14 protein-coding genes are annotated in these 15,204 nt (G+C 67.8%); 7 read left to right on the forward strand and 7 right to left on the reverse strand.

The window, feature by feature from the left end; genetic code table 11:
* The first annotated feature begins 29 nt into the window (after nucleotides 1-29).
* Genes AADI75_RS00600 through pal form a run of 6 tightly spaced genes read left to right on the forward strand, consistent with a single transcriptional unit; the run spans nucleotide 30 to nucleotide 4,516 of the window.
* Nucleotides 30-491, forward strand: a complete 462-nt coding sequence (locus AADI75_RS00600; protein WP_341207125.1) for a YbgC/FadM family acyl-CoA thioesterase — start codon at nucleotides 30-32, stop codon at nucleotides 489-491.
* Nucleotides 488-1,180 (forward strand): protein TolQ, encoded by a 693-nt coding sequence (tolQ, locus tag AADI75_RS00605; RefSeq protein ID WP_341207126.1) that lies wholly within the window; start codon nucleotides 488-490, stop codon nucleotides 1,178-1,180. The genes AADI75_RS00600 and tolQ overlap by 4 nt, the downstream gene beginning before the upstream one ends.
* Nucleotides 1,180-1,611: a protein TolR gene (tolR, locus tag AADI75_RS00610; RefSeq protein WP_341207127.1), complete on the forward strand. Its 432-nt coding sequence runs from the start codon at nucleotides 1,180-1,182 to the stop codon at nucleotides 1,609-1,611. The genes tolQ and tolR overlap by 1 nt, the downstream gene beginning before the upstream one ends.
* A 1-nt stretch (nucleotide 1,612) precedes the next feature.
* Entirely contained in the window at nucleotides 1,613-2,584 is a 972-nt protein-coding gene (locus tag AADI75_RS00615; RefSeq protein WP_341207128.1) for a cell envelope biogenesis protein TolA, read from the forward strand.
* Entirely contained in the window at nucleotides 2,584-3,963 is a 1,380-nt protein-coding gene (gene tolB, locus AADI75_RS00620) for a Tol-Pal system beta propeller repeat protein TolB (RefSeq protein WP_341207158.1), read from the forward strand. Before AADI75_RS00615 ends, tolB begins: the two co-directional genes overlap by 1 nt.
* 31 nt (nucleotides 3,964-3,994) lie before the next feature.
* Complete coding sequence (gene pal, locus AADI75_RS00625) at nucleotides 3,995-4,516, forward strand: peptidoglycan-associated lipoprotein Pal (RefSeq protein ID WP_341207129.1); 522 nt, start codon at nucleotides 3,995-3,997, stop codon at nucleotides 4,514-4,516.
* Nucleotides 4,517-4,630: 114 nt separating this feature from the next.
* Here pal and AADI75_RS00630 read toward each other — a convergent pair whose 3' ends face one another.
* The 5 genes from AADI75_RS00630 to AADI75_RS00650 all read right to left on the reverse strand — a co-directional run bounded on the left by AADI75_RS00630 (nucleotide 4,631) and on the right by AADI75_RS00650 (nucleotide 11,223).
* Nucleotides 4,631-6,340 carry a long-chain fatty acid--CoA ligase gene (locus tag AADI75_RS00630; protein ID WP_341207130.1) on the reverse strand — a complete coding sequence of 570 codons (1,710 nt, stop codon included), beginning with the start codon at nucleotides 6,338-6,340 and terminating at the stop codon, nucleotides 4,631-4,633.
* A gap of 39 nt (nucleotides 6,341-6,379) precedes the next feature.
* Nucleotides 6,380-6,604, reverse strand: coding sequence for a hypothetical protein (locus tag AADI75_RS00635; RefSeq protein WP_341207131.1), 225 nt, complete (start codon nucleotides 6,602-6,604; stop codon nucleotides 6,380-6,382).
* Nucleotides 6,605-6,701: 97 nt separating this feature from the next.
* Nucleotides 6,702-8,363: a diguanylate cyclase gene (locus tag AADI75_RS00640; protein ID WP_341207132.1), complete on the reverse strand. Its 1,662-nt coding sequence runs from the start codon at nucleotides 8,361-8,363 to the stop codon at nucleotides 6,702-6,704.
* A 196-nt stretch (nucleotides 8,364-8,559) separates the two neighbouring features.
* Nucleotides 8,560-10,881, reverse strand: coding sequence for an ATP-dependent Clp protease ATP-binding subunit ClpA (clpA, locus tag AADI75_RS00645; RefSeq protein ID WP_341207133.1), 2,322 nt, complete (start codon nucleotides 10,879-10,881; stop codon nucleotides 8,560-8,562).
* Nucleotides 10,882-11,025: 144 nt separating this feature from the next.
* Nucleotides 11,026-11,223, reverse strand: a complete 198-nt coding sequence (locus AADI75_RS00650) for a DUF1192 domain-containing protein (RefSeq protein ID WP_341207134.1) — start codon at nucleotides 11,221-11,223, stop codon at nucleotides 11,026-11,028.
* A 73-nt stretch (nucleotides 11,224-11,296) separates the two neighbouring features.
* Here AADI75_RS00650 and AADI75_RS00655 point away from each other — a divergent pair, with 73 nt between their 5' ends.
* On the forward strand, nucleotides 11,297-12,298 hold the full coding sequence (locus tag AADI75_RS00655; RefSeq protein ID WP_341207159.1) for an NAD(P)H-quinone oxidoreductase: 1,002 nt from the start codon (nucleotides 11,297-11,299) through the stop codon (nucleotides 12,296-12,298).
* A gap of 153 nt (nucleotides 12,299-12,451) precedes the next feature.
* Here the strand turns inward: AADI75_RS00655 and AADI75_RS00660 are convergent, their stop codons facing one another.
* A complete protein-coding gene (locus AADI75_RS00660; protein ID WP_341207135.1) occupies nucleotides 12,452-13,747 on the reverse strand; it encodes an amidohydrolase family protein in 1,296 nt (431 codons plus the stop codon).
* Nucleotides 13,744-15,162: an amidohydrolase gene (locus AADI75_RS00665; RefSeq protein WP_341207136.1), complete on the reverse strand. Its 1,419-nt coding sequence runs from the start codon at nucleotides 15,160-15,162 to the stop codon at nucleotides 13,744-13,746. The genes AADI75_RS00660 and AADI75_RS00665 overlap by 4 nt, the downstream gene beginning before the upstream one ends.
* Between the last annotated feature and the right edge of the window lie 42 nt (nucleotides 15,163-15,204).

Below are 15,204 nucleotides of genomic sequence, written 5' to 3' on the forward strand. Positions count from 1 at the left end.
CGCCGGCCCCATCGGTTAACAGCCCTGCCATGACGGCGGTGGATCAACCCGCGCAGGGACGTTTCGAGGGGAACAGCCACCTCTTCGCGCTGCGCGTCTATTTCGAGGATACCGACCTGTCGGGCGTGGTCTATCACGCCAATTACCTGCGCTATCTGGAGCGCGCGCGGTCGGACATGCTGCGCGTCGGCGGGATCGACCAGCGCGCGACCTTCGAAAGCGGCGGCGGCGCCTATGCGATCACCGATCTGGCGATCAAATATCGCGCGCCGGCACGGCTCGACGATGCGCTGCTGATCGAAAGCCACGTCACGCTGATCCGCGCCGCCAGCGTCGTCATTCATCAGACAGTCAGGCGCGGCGCGGAAATGCTGGCGGACGCCACGGTGACCGCGGCGCTGGTCGGCCCCGACGGGCGTCCGCGTCGCCAGCCCGCCGCCTGGGTCGATACGTTCCGGCGCCTCGCGTCATTGGGGGAAGAGACACCGTGAATCCGATTTTGCAGACCGACGCGGCCACGCTGTCGCCGATCGCGCTGTTCCTGCAGGCCGATTGGGTCGTCAAGGCGGTGATGCTGGGGCTGCTGCTCGCCAGCATCTGGACCTGGGCGATCATCATCGGCTTCTGGCTGAAGCTGGGCCGCACGCGCCAGCGCACCGAGGCCTTCGAGCGCGATTTCTGGAAGGCCGAGGATATCGACGCCTTCTACAAGTCGCAGACCCACACCGATCTACCCTCCGCGCGGGTGCTGAACGCGGGCGTCACCGAATGGCGCCGCTCGACGCAGGGGCAGAAGATCGACCGCGAGGGCACGCGCGAGCGGCTCGCGACCGTGATGGGATCGGCGGTGGCGCGCGAGATCGACCAGCTTTCGGACCGGCTCAACGTGCTGGCGACGGTCGGCTCGGTCGCGCCGTTCGTCGGGCTGTTCGGCACCGTGTGGGGGATCATGCGCAGCTTCACCGCGATCGCCAGCCAGCAGAACACCAGCCTGTCGGTCGTCGCCCCTGGCATCGCCGAGGCGCTGTTCGCGACCGCGATCGGGCTGTTCGCGGCGATCCCGGCGGTGATCGCGTACAATCGCTTCAGCCATTCGATTAACCGCATCGAGGCGCGGCTGAACCGCTTCGCCGACGGCTTCCACGCCACGCTGTCGCGGCAGCTCGACGGCGAACGCTGATGGCGATGCAGCTGCCTTCTGCGCGGGGGAAGGGCCGGCGCGCACCGATGGCGGAGATCAACGTCACGCCGCTGGTCGACGTGATGCTGGTGCTGCTCATCATCTTCATGGTGACCGCGCCGCTCTTGACGCAGGGCGTGCCGGTGAACCTGCCCGACAGCCGCGCCAAGCCGCTGGATCAGGAACAGCAGCCGACCGAAATCTCGCTCGACGAACAGGGGCGGATCTTCATCGCCAAGGAAGAGGTCGCCGCCGATGCGCTGCCGGCGCGGCTCGCCACGATCGCTGAAACCGCGAAGGGCAACGAACCCCCGCAGGTGTTCCTGCGCGCCGATCGCGGGCTGGATTACGGGCGCGTGATGCGCGTGATGGGCGAGCTGAACCGCGCCGGCCTGAACCGCGTCGCACTGGTGACGGTCGGCGAGGAATAAGGTGGAGCGCGGTGAGAAGATCGGGCTGGGGCTGGCCGTCGCGGGACACGTCCTGCTGTTCGGCGTGCTGTCGGTCGGGTTTCTCGCCACCCCCAATCCGGTCAAGCTGAAGCAGAATCCGGTCGAGGTCAGCCTGGTCAAGGACGTCGCGCTGGAAGCGGCCGCGCCTGCGCAGACCGAGGCGCCGTCGCAGGCGGTCGCCCCAGACGTCGGCGAGCCCGAGGAAGCGCCGCCGCCCGCCGAGGCCCCACCGCAGCCGGTGCCTGCGCCGGTCCCCGAGCCCGCGCCGCGGCCCGAGCCCAGGCCGGTCGCGAAGCCCGCGCCGCCCAAGCCCGCGCCACCGAAACCTGCGCCCAAGCCCGCACCCGCGCCCAAGCCGGTCCCCAAACCGCAGCCGAAACCCAGGCCCGCGCCCCCTGCGGCGGAGAAGGCCGCGGCGAAACCCGCACCGAAGAAGCAGGAGAGCGCCGCGGCGTCGAGCAAGTCCTCGGCCGCGCCCGCCGCGTCGAAGGGCAAGGGCAAGACCGAGACTGCCAAGGGCGAGAAGCCGCGCGGCAGCCGGCTGGGCAGCGATTTCCTGAAGGGGCTGACCGCCGAGAAGAGCGACGCCAAGCCCAATGACGCGCCGCCCTCAGCCGCGCGCGTCGACGGCAAGGCGCTGGCGGCGATCCAGCAGGCGATCGCGCGGCAGATCCAGCCCTGCGCCGACCGGCAGGTCGATCCGGGCCCCGGCGCGAACCAGATCGTCACGACGCTCAACCTGCGGCTCAACCGCGACGGCACGCTGTCGGCGACGCCGACCGTGGTGCGCCAGAACGGTGTCGACGACGACAACCGCCGCTATGCGCGGCGCGTCGTCGATCTGGGGATTGCGGCGTTCAAGGGCTGTTCGCCGTTAAAACTGCCCGCCGAATATTATGCCACCGCCAATGGGGGGTGGAGCAACATCAACTATAATTGGAAACTGCGGTGATGCGACTCCGGCTGCTCCTCCTCGCTACGCTCGTCTCCACCCCTGCGCTGGCGCAGCTGGTGCCGCCACCGGCGACGCCCGCCGACCCCGCCGCCGCGCCGGCCGGGCAGACCCCGCCGCCGCTGGAGGTCGACGTGACCGGCGGCATTTCCGCGCCGATGCCGATCGCGATCCCGCCGATGCCGACGCAGGCGGTGGTGCAGACCGCCGCCGGCTCGACCGATCAGCTCGGGCGGCAACTGGCGGAGATCGTCAGCAACGATCTGCGCAATTCCGGGCTGTTCACCCCGCTCGCGCCCGGGCGGATGCGCGCGATCGCCTTCCCGGAAGTGACCGCGCCGGCGTTCGATTATTGGGCGGGCTCGGGCGCGCAGGCGCTGGTGCAGGGCTATATCCGCGCCAACGGCGACGGGACGCTGACGGTCGGCTGCTACCTTTATGACGTGTCTGCGCAGACGCAGCTCACCCGCCAGGGCTTCGTGGTGCCGCCGTCCGACTGGCGGCGCGCAGGCCACAAATGCGCCGACATGGTCTACACCCGGCTGACCGGCGAGGGCGCCTATTTCGACAGCCGCGTCGTCTATGTCAGCGAGACCGGGCCGAAGGCGAACCGCATCAAGCGGCTGGCGATCATGGACCAGGACGGCGCGAACAGCCGTTTCCTGACCACGGGCTCGTCAATCGTGCTGACCCCGCGCTTCGCGCCGAACCAGCAGTCGATCGTCTATATGAGCTATGTCGGCAAGACCCCGGCGATCTACGTCTACGATCTCGGCTCGGGACGGCAGCGGCTGGTGGTGCAGAATGTCGCGACCACCTTCGCGCCGCGCTTCTCGCCGGATGGTCGCTATATCCTGTTCTCGATGGCGCAGGCCGGCAATACCGATCTCTACCGCGTCGCGGCGTCGGGCGGCACGCCGCAGCGGCTGACGACCTCGCCGGGGATCGATACCGGCGGCAGCTATTCGCCCGACGGGTCGAAGATCGTCTTCGAGAGCGATCGGTCGGGCGGGCAGCAACTCTACGTCATGAATGCCGACGGTTCGAGCCAACAGCGGATCAGCTTCGGCGGCGGGCGTTACGCCACCCCGGTGTGGAGCCCGCGCGGTGACCTGATCGCCTTCACCAAGATCCAGGGCGCGTTCCGGATCGGCGTGATGAGCCCGGGCGGGCAGGGCGAAAAATTGCTCACCAACAGCTGGCAGGACGAAGGTCCCTCTTGGAGCCCCAACGGGCGTGTGCTGATGTTCTTCCGGCAAGGGCGCGGCAACGCCGGCAAGGCCGACCTGTGGTCGGTCGACCTGACCGGGGTCAACGAACGCCGCGTGCCCACCCCGCTCGACGGATCGGACCCCGCCTGGGGCCCGTTACGCCCGTAAGTTTCACGAACGACCATAGAGGAGACACCCGATGGCCCGTCTGACCACCACGCTGCTGATGGCGACCGCACTCGTCGCCACCGCCGCCTGTTCCAAGAAGCGCCCCGAGGTGCTGCCGCCCGCGCCGGGCGTCGCGCCGACGCAGGGGACACCGACCGGTCCGGTCGATCCCAACGGCGGCGTCACGCCCGGTTCGGCGGCCGATTTCAAGCGCTCGACGCAGGGCGACACCGTGCTGTTCGGGCTCGACCAATATGACATCGACGCGACCGCGCGCGGCATCCTCGACTCGCAGGCCGAGTGGTTGCAGCGCTACAACAACGTGACGATCACGATCGAAGGCCATGCCGACGAGCGTGGCACGCGCGAATACAATCTTGCGCTCGGCGATCGTCGCGCCAACGCCGCAAAGAACTACCTCGCCGCGCGCGGGATCGCGCCGTCGCGGGTCACCACCATCAGCCACGGCAAGGAACGCCCGGTCGCGCTGGGTTCGGACGAGCAGAGCTGGGCGCAGAACCGTCGTGCGGTGACGGTGGTCGTCGGGGGGTGATGAATGGGGGAGGGGCGGTGCTCCTCCCTTTCGTCATTGCGAGCGCAGCGAAGCAATCCAGGGCGGCGCGCGGAACACTGGATTGCGTCGCTGCGCTCGCAATGACGATTGACGTCACGCCGGAGTGATCGGCGGGTGCTCCATCTCGGCCTTGATCTCGGCGATCAGGTCCTTGCGGCTCAGCTTGCCGATCATCGTCTTCGGCATGGTCGCGCGCACCACCACGCGATCGACGCGCTCGTGCTTGCCGAGTTGTGGGTTGAGCCACGCGGCCAGCGTCGCGCCTTCCGCCTCCAGCCCCTCGTTGAGCGTCACATAGGCGCGCGGCACCTCGCCGCGATATGGGTCGGGCAGCCCAATCACCAACGCCTCGCGCACCGCCGGGTGATGATAGAGGATCGCCTCGATCTGGCTGGGAAAGACCTTGAACCCGCCGACCGAGATCATGTCCTTCAGCCGGTCGACGATTGCGATGAAGCCGTCGTCGTCGATCGTCCCGACATCTCCGGTGCGCAGCCACTTGCGCCCTTCGGCATCGAGCGCGAAGGTCGTCTCGTCGGCATCGGGTCGATTCCAGTAGCCGGCCATGATCTGCGGCCCGAGCGCGACGATCTCGCCGGGTTGACCGTCCGGTGCCGGGCGCGACGCATCTTCCTTGTCGACCAGCCGCAGCCGGGTGGCGGGCAAGGGCTGCCCGATCGTCCCGGCCTTCTGCCCGCCCTCATAGGGGTTGGTGGTCAGCACGCCGGTGCTTTCCGACAGGCCATAGCCTTCGATCAACGTCGAATGCGTCGCGGCTTCCCACTTTGCCTTAAGCTCGGCGTTGAGCGGCGCGCCCCCCGAGATGCAGACGCGCAGCGACGCGAAGTCGGTCTGACCGAGTTTAGGATGATCGAGCAACGCCTGATACATCGTCGGAACACCGGGAAGCGAGGTCGGCTTGGTGCGGGTGATTGTCGCCAGCGCCTGTGCGGCGTCGAAGCGCGGCAGCAACACCATCTCACCGCCGGTCACGATGGTGCGGTTCATCACGCAGGTGTTGGCGAAGACGTGGAACAACGGCAGCACGCCGAGGATGCGGTCGGTCGCCTCCGGATGCGGATCGAGCTGCGCGACCTGCCGCGCATTGGCGCTGACATTGGCATGGGTGAGCATCGCGCCCTTCGGCACGCCGGTGGTGCCGCCGGTGTACTGGATCAGCGCCACGTCGTGCTCCGGATCGATCGCGGGCGGCAACAAGCCGCCGTCATTGGCGATCAGTGTGGAGAAGGCGGTGACGCGGGGATCGTCCGGGCGCTGCGTGGTTTCGGCGCGCTTGAAGAGCCGATAGGCGATCGACTTGGCGGGGGGCAGCGCGCCGGCGACCGATCCGACCACCAGCCGTTCGAGCCCGCTTTTTTCCAGCACCTTCAGCGCGGTCGGCAGCAGCGCACTGGCGGAGACGGTGAACAGCACGCGCGTCCCCGAGTCCTCGACCTGGTGGCACAGTTCGTCGACCGAATAGAGCGGCGAGAAATTGACCACCGTCGCGCCGAGCCGCAGCGCGCCGTGATAGGCGGCGAGGTAATGGGGAACGTTGGGCAGGAACAGCCCGACGCGGTCGCCCTTGCCATAACCGAGCGCCGCGAGCCCGGTCGCGACGCGGCGGACCCCGTCGGCCAGCTCGGCATAGCTATAGTGACGGCCGAGGAAGTCGATGGCCGGACGCTGGGCATGGCGGGCCGCCGAAGCGTCGAACAGCGCCGGCATCGACAGCGGCGGGTAATCGGAATCCCAGGCCACGGGATGGCGATAGGCGGTGCGCCAGGCATGCTCTCCAGTCATTGACATGGTTGTAAGCAACAAACCGCGGCGCGCAAGCGGTCAGCGCTGGAACAGCGTCCCGATCGCGGTCGCGGCCTGCCCGATACCGGCGATCGCCAGGGCGACCGGCGGCGCCCAATCGGCGTCGATCTGCGCGCTCCGGTGGTCGATCGAGATCGACAGCGTGCCAATCATCGGGGTGCGGTGGCCGGCGGTGACCAGCATCAGCGCGCCCAGCGCGATGACGGCGGCACGACGGCGGCGATAATCGGATGATGGTGGCATGATGGCGTCCCTCTCAAAACCGCGCAGATCATAGCATGCGCGACGGGGGAGCAACAGCGGTGGACGGCCGCTACGATGGATTTCTCGTTGCTTTCCCTTATGCTGCCTCGGCCCACCTAAGCCGGTCGCGGCCGGCGCGCTTGGCAGCGAACAAGGCATCGTCGGCGCGGCGATAGAGGCGCTTCCACTCGGCCTCGTCGACGATCGTGCCGCATTCGCTGCCCAGCGACGCGGTGACCGCCAGATCGAACGGCATCGCCGCGGCGCGAATCCGCGTCAGGATCGTCTCGGGCATCGCGGTTGCGGTGGCGGGGGCGAGCACCGCAAATTCCTCGCCGCCGATCCGTGCGATCAGCGCACCGGGAGGCGCCGCGCGCCGCAGCGCATCGGCGAACACCCGCAGCACCTGATCGCCGCCGTCGTGGCCGAGCGTCTCGTTGATGCGCTTGAAATGGTCGATGTCGACCAGCACCAGCACGTGGCGGTCGGCGCGCCCGATCGCTTCGCGCAGGAAGCTGCGCCGGTTCATCAGCCCGGTCAGCGGATCGCTGTCCGCCAGCAACCGCGCCAGCATCTCCTGCTCGCGCGCCTGGTCGCGTTCCTCGCCCAATTGCTTGATTCGCCACGCGATCGCCAGCGCGCTGCAGCACGCCTCCAGCACCATCGCGATCAGCGTCGAATTGTCGATCCAGAAGTTCCACGGTACGAGCCCAAGCGCCTGCAGCACGCGCGCAGTGGCGGTGAGCAGCGGTAGCGCCCAGGCGATAGCGAAGGCGCGCGCATAGCGATCGCGCGCGTGCCAGCCGCGCCACAGCAGCGGAAGCGTGAGCAGCAACGTCGCCAGGAAGGTCAGGGTCAGCGCGCGATCGAGCATGCGCCCCTGGACCGGCATGAAGACGACATAGGCCAGCGATGAAGCGAGAACGGCCCCCATGGTCACGTCCATCGCGGGACGCAGCCAGCCGCGCGTCACCTGCGGCGCGAAGAAGCGTTGCGCAAAGAGTAGGGCGCTGCATAACGTGGCGGCGAGCAGCAGCACGTTGAGCCGCAGCCGCAGGTTGTTGTCGAGCCCGGTCACCTGCCCGAGCAACCCCGAACTGCTCGCGGCATAGCCGATCAGGAACAGCACCATCGCGCAATAGGGCAGATGGAAGCGCTGGCGAAGCGCGGCGGCCAGCGCGACGTTGAAGATCAGCAGCGCACCCGCGAGCCCGACAAATCCCGCGTAGAAGGCGGTCAGTTCCAACGCGTAGCGCTGCGAGAGATCGGGCGAGAGCAATTGCGGCTGGAGCACCAGCCCACGCATGTTGGCGGCCCCCTGCACGTGCCACAGCAACTGGATCGGGCGCGCCGCGGCGGCGGGGAGCGGAAGCTCGAACGCGGCGCCCAGTTCGAGATAGCGCCAGGCGGTCGCGCTGGTGAAGCCGACGGCGCGGATCGTGCCGTCGGCATAGCGGACGTAGAGGGTGACGCGGTCCTGCCACAGACTGCCCGATCGCACCGCGACGCCGGGTTCGACGACGGGCAGGCGCTCCGACCTGACCCAGTAATCGCCCGGCGGCGCGTCGCGTTGCGACCGCTGGCAATCGAAGCCGGCACCCGTGCCGAACAGCCGCTCGGGCCGGTCACCATCCGCAGCGGTGCGGAAGCAGGTGCGCAGGAGCATGTCGGTGCGCGCGGAAGCCGCCGGCGCGACCGCCAGCGACATGAGGATCACGGCGCAGACCGCCACGACCCGACGGATGATCCCCCCGGTCATGCATCGACGCTAAACGGGAATAGCAAACAGAAGGTTAACGCGACCCCCGGGAACGTAAACATCGGAGGTGTGTCGCGGTCTCTTGCTGCGGCGCGCAAGCGGCGGAAATGCTTGGAGTCGGGCAGATGATCTGCGGTGTGCGACCGGTGTGGGATGGTTAACGGGCCGGAGGCATGGTCCCCGGCCCGTTAACGGATCAGTCGGCGGCGGCGGGCGCTGCCTTGCCCTTCTTGCCCGACTTCTTGGGCGCGGCGGGCTCGATCGCGAAGACCAGCGCATTGTCCTTCAGGTTCACCGTGACCTCGCCACCGTGGACGAGCTTGCCGAACAGCAGTTCCTCGGCGAGCGGCTGCTTGATCTTCTCCTGGATCAGACGGCCCATCGGACGCGCGCCATAGAGCTTGTCATAGCCCTTTTCGGTCAGCCACTTCTTCGATTCATCGCTCAGCTTGATATGCACGTCGCGGTCGGCGAGCTGCAGCTCGAGCTGGAGGATGAACTTGTCGACGACGCGTGCGACCACCTCGGTCGGCAGATAGCCGAACGGCACGATCGCATCGAGGCGATTGCGGAACTCCGGCGTGAACATCTTCTGCACCGCCTGCTCGTCCTCGCCTTCACGGGTGAGCGACCCGAAGCCGACCGTCTCGCGCGCCATATCGGCCGCGCCCGCGTTGGTCGTCATGATGAGGATGACGTTGCGGAAATCGACGGTCTTGCCGTGCTGGTCGGTCAGGCGACCGTTGTCCATCACCTGCAACAGGATGTTGAACAGGTCCGGGTGCGCCTTCTCGATCTCGTCGAGCAGCAGCACGCAGTGCGGGTTCTGGTCGACCGCATCGGTCAGCAGCCCGCCCTGATCGAAGCCGACATAGCCCGGCGGCGCACCGATCAGCCGGCTGACCGAATGCCGCTCCATATATTCGCTCATGTCGAACCGCTGGAGCGGGATGCCGAGGATCGTCGACAATTGCTTGGCGACCTCGGTCTTGCCAACGCCGGTCGGGCCGGTGAACAGATAGTTGCCGATCGGCTTCTCGGGCTCGCGCAGGCCTGCGCGCGCCAGCTTGATCGCCGACGACAGCTTTTCGATCGCCGCATTCTGCCCAAAGACGACGCGCTTCAGATCGGTTTCGAGTGTCTCGAGCTGCTTCTTGTCGTCGCTCGACACGCTCTTCGGCGGGATGCGCGCCATCGTCGCGATCACGGCCTCGATCTCCTTGGCGGTGATCGTCTTCTTGCGCTTGTTCGGGGCGACCAGCATCTGCATCGCGCCGACCTCGTCGATCACGTCGATCGCCTTGTCGGGCAGCTTGCGGTCGTTGATGTAGCGCGCCGACAACTCGACCGCCGACTTGATCGCCTCGGGCGTGTATTTGACCGAGTGATGCTCCTCGAATGCCGAGCGCAGGCCGGCGAGGATCTTGATCGTATCCTCGATCGTCGGTTCGTTGACATCGATCTTCTGGAAGCGCCGCAGCAGCGCGCGGTCCTTCTCGAAGTGGTTGCGGAACTCCTTGTAGGTGGTCGAGCCGATGCAGCGGATCGTACCACCCGACAACGCCGGCTTGAGCAGGTTCGACGCGTCCATCGCGCCGCCGCTGGTCGCGCCAGCGCCGATCACGGTGTGGATCTCGTCGATGAAGAGCACCGCGTCGGGCAGCTTTTCCAGCTCGTTGACGACCGCCTTCAGCCGCTCCTCGAAATCGCCACGATAGCGCGTACCCGCGAGCAGCGCGCCCATGTCGAGCGAGTAGATCACCGCCGGCTTGAGCACCTCGGGCACGTCGCCCTCGACGATCTTGCGCGCCAGACCCTCGGCGATCGCGGTCTTGCCCACGCCGGGATCGCCGACGTAGAGCGGGTTGTTCTTCGAGCGACGGCACAGGATCTGCACGGTACGATCGACCTCGGCCGAACGACCGATCAGCGGATCGACCTTGCCGATCTTAGCCTTCTCGTTGAGGTCGACGGTGAATTGCTTGAGCGCGCTCTCGCCCTTCTTGCCCGGCGTCTCGGCCTTTTCCTTCTTTTCTTCCTCGGGCGCGCCCTTGGCGCTTGTCGCCTCCGGGGTCGCCGCGCCCTTGCCGACGCCGTGGCTGATGAAGCTCACCGCATCCAGCCGGCTCATGTCCTGCTGCTGGAGGAAATACACGGCATAGCTCTCGCGTTCGGAGAAGAGCGCGACCAGCACGTTGGCGCCGGTCACCTCGTCGCGGCCCGACGACTGGACGTGCAGGATTGCGCGCTGCACGACGCGCTGGAACCCGCTGGTGGGGGACGGATCGGTCGCGGCATCGACCTTGAGCGCACCCAGTTCGGTATCCAGATAGTGCGCGACGGTGGTCTTCAACTCGCTCAGGTCGACGCCGCACGCGGACATCACCTGTCCCGCATGTTCGTCGTCGATCAACGCGAGCAAAAGATGTTCAAGCGTCGCATATTCGTGGCGGCGCGACGACGCGGCCTCGAGTGCCTTGTGCAGCGTGGTCTCGAGAGCGCTGGCAAATGACGGCATCAGGTTACTCCTTGCAGGCCGCGTGAAGCCACGCGACCCCTTGCCACGAATGTCGTGACGATGGGGCTCCGCATCAAGCGTCCCCCGCCATCACCCTCTCGACCCTGCACACATAACCCTGTCACCCGCGGTAAGGTGCCGGCCTTATTTTCTGAATATCGCGTCGGCACTTGCGCGATGGTTAACGGCGCCTTCGATCTTTTTGCGCGTCCGGACGATCTCACCCTCCAGCGCCGCCACCCGCGCCTCAAGCTCGGCGACCGACAAGCGATCGAGATCCTCACGCAGCAGCGCGGTCAGCGGTTCGTCGGGGCGCGCGCCCAGGATGTCGTCCAGGTCCACGGGCAGCATCGTTGACGCTGGGGAACACGGAGTCAATATGGCCCCTGACCGCAAGACAGGGCTTCCCGACACGATGACCGACGTCCCCGATACGATGCGCGCGATCGATCCTGCCGAGGCGGGCGGCCCCGAGGTGCTGGTGCCGCAGCACCGCCCCGTGCCGGTACCCGGCGATGGCGAGGTACTGGTGCGCGTCGCGGCCGCGGGGGTGAACCGGCCCGACGTGATGCAGCGGCAGGGGCTGTACCCGCCGCCGCCCGGCGCGCCCTCGACGCTGGGCTTGGAGATCGCGGGCGAGGTGGTCGCGTTGGGCGAGGGCGTCGATCCCGATATGCTGGGGCAGCGCGTCTGTGCGTTGATCGCGGGCGGTGGCTATGCGGAATATGCGATGGCGCCGGCCGCGCAATGCCTGGCGGTGCCCGACGCGCTGACGTTGGAAGAGGCGGCGGCATTGCCGGAGACGCTGTTCACCGTCTGGACGAACCTGTTCGAGCGCGCGTTCGCGGTCGAGGGCGATACGGTGCTGGTGCATGGCGGGACGAGCGGGATCGGGACGATGGCGATCACGCTGGGCAACCTGTTCGGGCTCGAGGTGATCGTGACGGTCGGCTCGCCGGAGAAGCAGGCCGCGGCGCTGCGGCTCGGGGCGGATCATGCGATCGACTATAAGGCGGAGGATTTCGTCGCGCGGGTGAAGGAGATTACCGGCGGGCGTGGCTGCGCGGCGGTGCTCGACATGGTCGGGGGCGACTACGTGCCGCGCAACCTGCAATGTCTCGCCGAGGATGGCCGCCACGTTTCGATCGCGGTGCAGCGCGGGGCGTCGGCGACGGTGCCGTTGTTCGAGATCATGAAACGGCGGCTGACGCTGACCGGCTCGACGCTGCGCGCGCGCGATGCGGGGTTCAAGGCACTAGTGACCGAGGAGATCGCGCGGACCGTGTGGCCGTTCGCGGCGGCGGGCAAGCTGAAGCCGGTGATGGACCGCAGCTTCCCCTTCGCGCAGGCGGCGGACGCGCATCGGCGGATGGAAGAGGGCAGCCATGTGGGTAAGATCGTGCTGACGATGGGGTGAGGGAGGCGCTTGTCGCGCGGACTCCCTTCGTCATTCCCGCGCAGGCGGGAATTCAGAAGCTCTGACGATCCGCCTTTAGCGACGGACCAGCGCGTCTGGATTCCCGCCTGCGCGGGGATGGCGAGGGGTGGGAGGGTCGTGCAACGACGTTGATCAGCGTCGCTCGTAGGCCTTCGGCAACGCGCCCTCGGTTGGCGTCAGATATCGGTCGCGTAGCTCCGTCTGGCGCGAGCGCATCGGTTGCGACACGCCGTCGATCCACGTCGCGACCGGCACCGACGACATCTCCAGCGGATCGCCGTCCCAGATCACCACATCCGCGCGCCGACCGGGGCGGAGCGAGCCGATCTCGCCGCCCACGCCGATCGCCTCGGCCGGGCCGCTGGTGATCGACGCAAACGCCTGCCCCCAGTTGAGCCCGGTCGCGCCCGGGATGCGCGCAATCGCGACGAGATTGCCCGCGAACTGCCGCAGTACATGGTCGCCCCCCGACGCGCCGGTCGCCGCCAGCGCCACCGGCACTCCGGCGGCGCGCAGCCGTCCGACGTTCGACTCGGTCGCCGCCAGGTTCTCGAATTGCGCGGGAAGATCGGCGAGCGCCGCGGCGATCACCGGCACCTTCGCCGCGGCGATCTCCCGTGCGACCAGCCAGCCCTCGGTCACACCGACCAGCACCAGCCTGAGCTTCGGATAATCGCGCGGCAGCGCCAGCACGTTGCGGATGTCCGCCGCCCGCTCGACATGCACCAGCAGCGGCACCTGCCCGTCGAGCACGCGCAGCAGCGCCTCGGCATCGGCGCGGGTCACCAGCGCGTCGCGCGAGCGGCCGTCGAAGGCGGCGGGGGTGCGGCGGAAGTCCTGCGCCTGCGCGAAGGCGTCGCGCAGCAGCGCATAGGCCGCCGGCCGGCTGCCTCCCGCTAGCTTGCCGCCACTTTCACCCAGCTCGACGAACTGGAACGCGCGGGGCCGCGTCACCGCATTCGGATCGGCGCCAAGATCGATGATCGCGCCCTGACCCGCGAAGATCGAGCCTTCCGCGCTCGGCGTCACGATCGCGCGGGTCACGCCGCCCAACCGCTCGTTGGCGACCTTCACCGCCGCCGGATTAACCCCCAGCGACACGTCGATCGCGGCCTTGAAGGCTGAGTTGCGTGCGCCGGCATCGTTGCTTTCCTGCACGGCGTCGGCGTCGACCAGCGAGATGTCGGTCAGCGCCGAGACGACGCCCGCCGACACCCATTTGCCGGCCGCGTCAATCACCTGCGCGCCGGCGGGCACCGCGACGCCGCGCCCGGCGGCGACGATCCGTCCGTTCGCGATCACCACCGTGCCGCCCTCGATCGGTGCGGAGCCGTCGCCGATCGCGACCGTGCCACCGGTGATCGCCACCGTCTGGGCCATTGCCGGAGACGCCAGCATCGTGGCGAGGAGCAGGAGTGCGCGCTTCACTTGACGTCTCCCGAGCCGGGCTGACCGAGTTCGAAGTCGCTCACCGGGCGACGTTTCGGATCATTGGCGTCGTAAAGCAGCGCGCCATCGATCCATACCTTCTCGGGCCGCGTGTAGACGCTGAACGGATTGCCATTCCACAGCACGACGTCGGCCATCTTGCCCGGCTTCAGGCTGCCGGTCCGCGCGTCGATGCCGAGCGCCTTCGCCGGCCCGAGCGACAGCCACTTCCACGCCGCCGCATCGCTGATCTGGATGCCGGAGTGGCGTGCCGAGGACAGGACCTTGGCGACTTCCTGATTGAGCCGCTGAATGCCGTTCTCGTCGTCGGAATGGATCATCGCGCACGCGCCGGCATTCTCGAGGATTGCGAGGTTCTCGCCGATCCCGTCGTAGCTTTCCATCTTGAAGCCGTACCAGTCGGCCCACACCGCTGCGCAGGTCCCGCTCGCCTTGAGCAGATCGGCGATCTTGTACGCCTCGACCGCGTGGTGGAAGGCCGTGACGTTGTAGCCGAACTCCCTGGCCATATCGAGGACGATCGCCATTTCGTCGGCGCGATAGCAATGGTTCTGGACCATGATCTCGCCCGCCAGCACGCCGCGCAGCGTGTCCATGCCGATGTCGCGATCGGGGGCGTCGCCGCCCTCGGCCTCGTATTTGTCCCATTTGCGTTTGTACGCCACCGCCTTCGCCCAGGTCTGACGATCGACCGCGACATTGCCCATCCGCGTCGAGGGCTCGCGGTTCTTGCTGCCGTAGACGCGCTTGGGGTTCTCGCCACACGCCATCTTCAGGCCGTAGGGTGCGCCGGGGAACTTCATCGCCTGCATCGTGCGCGCGTAGACGTTTTTCAGCACCACGCTGCGCCCGCCCATCAGATTCGCCGAGCCAGGCAGGATCTGGAGCGTCGTCACCCCGCCGTTCGCCAGCGCGCGGCCAAAGCCGGGGTCTTGCGGCCAGACGCTATGTTCGGCCCAGACGTCCGCGGTGATCGGGGCAGTCGCCTCGTTGCCGTCCGAATGCGCCTGCACCGAGGGGGTCGGATAGTCGCCGAGATGGCTGTGGATGTCGACGATGCCGGGAGTGACGTATTTGCCCTGTCCGTCGATCACGGTAGCGCCGGGCGGGGCGTCGAGCGTCTGTCCGACCGCGACGACCTTGCCATCGGCGAACAGCACCGCGCCGCCGTCGATGCGGTTGCCCTCGCCATCGAAGACCGTGACGTTGCGCACCAGCGTCGGCGTGCCGGGATAGGCGTGATAGGTGGAGGGATAGGGGTCCCGCGAATAGCGGACCGGTGGCGCTTTCTTCGCGGCCGTCGCGGGCTTATCCTTGGCGGTGGCGCACGCCGAGAGCGGCAGCGCCAGCAACGCGACTGACAGCAAAGCGCGCCGGGCGCGATCCGAATTCATGGCGGTGCCCCTTTTTATTCATTCTTTGTTGTCCCGATCATG

The organism is uncultured Sphingomonas sp., assembly GCF_964021865.1.
In the GTDB taxonomy this organism is placed as follows: Bacteria; Pseudomonadota; Alphaproteobacteria; order Sphingomonadales; family Sphingomonadaceae; genus Sphingomonas.

Excerpts from the sequence above, each read along its gene's own strand:
- AADI75_RS00600 (WP_341207125.1), top strand. The coding sequence starts at position 30 with ATGACGGCGGTGGATCAACCCGCGCAGGGACGTTTCGAGGGGAACAGC.
- tolR (WP_341207127.1), top strand. The coding sequence starts at position 1,180 with ATGGCGATGCAGCTGCCTTCTGCGCGGGGGAAGGGCCGGCGCGCACCG.
- tolB (WP_341207158.1), top strand. The coding sequence starts at position 2,584 with ATGCGACTCCGGCTGCTCCTCCTCGCTACGCTCGTCTCCACCCCTGCG.
- pal (WP_341207129.1), top strand. The coding sequence starts at position 3,995 with ATGGCCCGTCTGACCACCACGCTGCTGATGGCGACCGCACTCGTCGCC.
- AADI75_RS00630 (WP_341207130.1), bottom strand. The coding sequence starts at position 6,340 with ATGACTGGAGAGCATGCCTGGCGCACCGCCTATCGCCATCCCGTGGCC.
- AADI75_RS00635 (WP_341207131.1), bottom strand. The coding sequence starts at position 6,604 with ATGCCACCATCATCCGATTATCGCCGCCGTCGTGCCGCCGTCATCGCG.
- AADI75_RS00640 (WP_341207132.1), bottom strand. The coding sequence starts at position 8,363 with ATGACCGGGGGGATCATCCGTCGGGTCGTGGCGGTCTGCGCCGTGATC.
- clpA (WP_341207133.1), bottom strand. The coding sequence starts at position 10,881 with ATGCCGTCATTTGCCAGCGCTCTCGAGACCACGCTGCACAAGGCACTC.
- AADI75_RS00655 (WP_341207159.1), top strand. The coding sequence starts at position 11,297 with ATGACCGACGTCCCCGATACGATGCGCGCGATCGATCCTGCCGAGGCG.
- AADI75_RS00665 (WP_341207136.1), bottom strand. The coding sequence starts at position 15,162 with ATGAATTCGGATCGCGCCCGGCGCGCTTTGCTGTCAGTCGCGTTGCTG.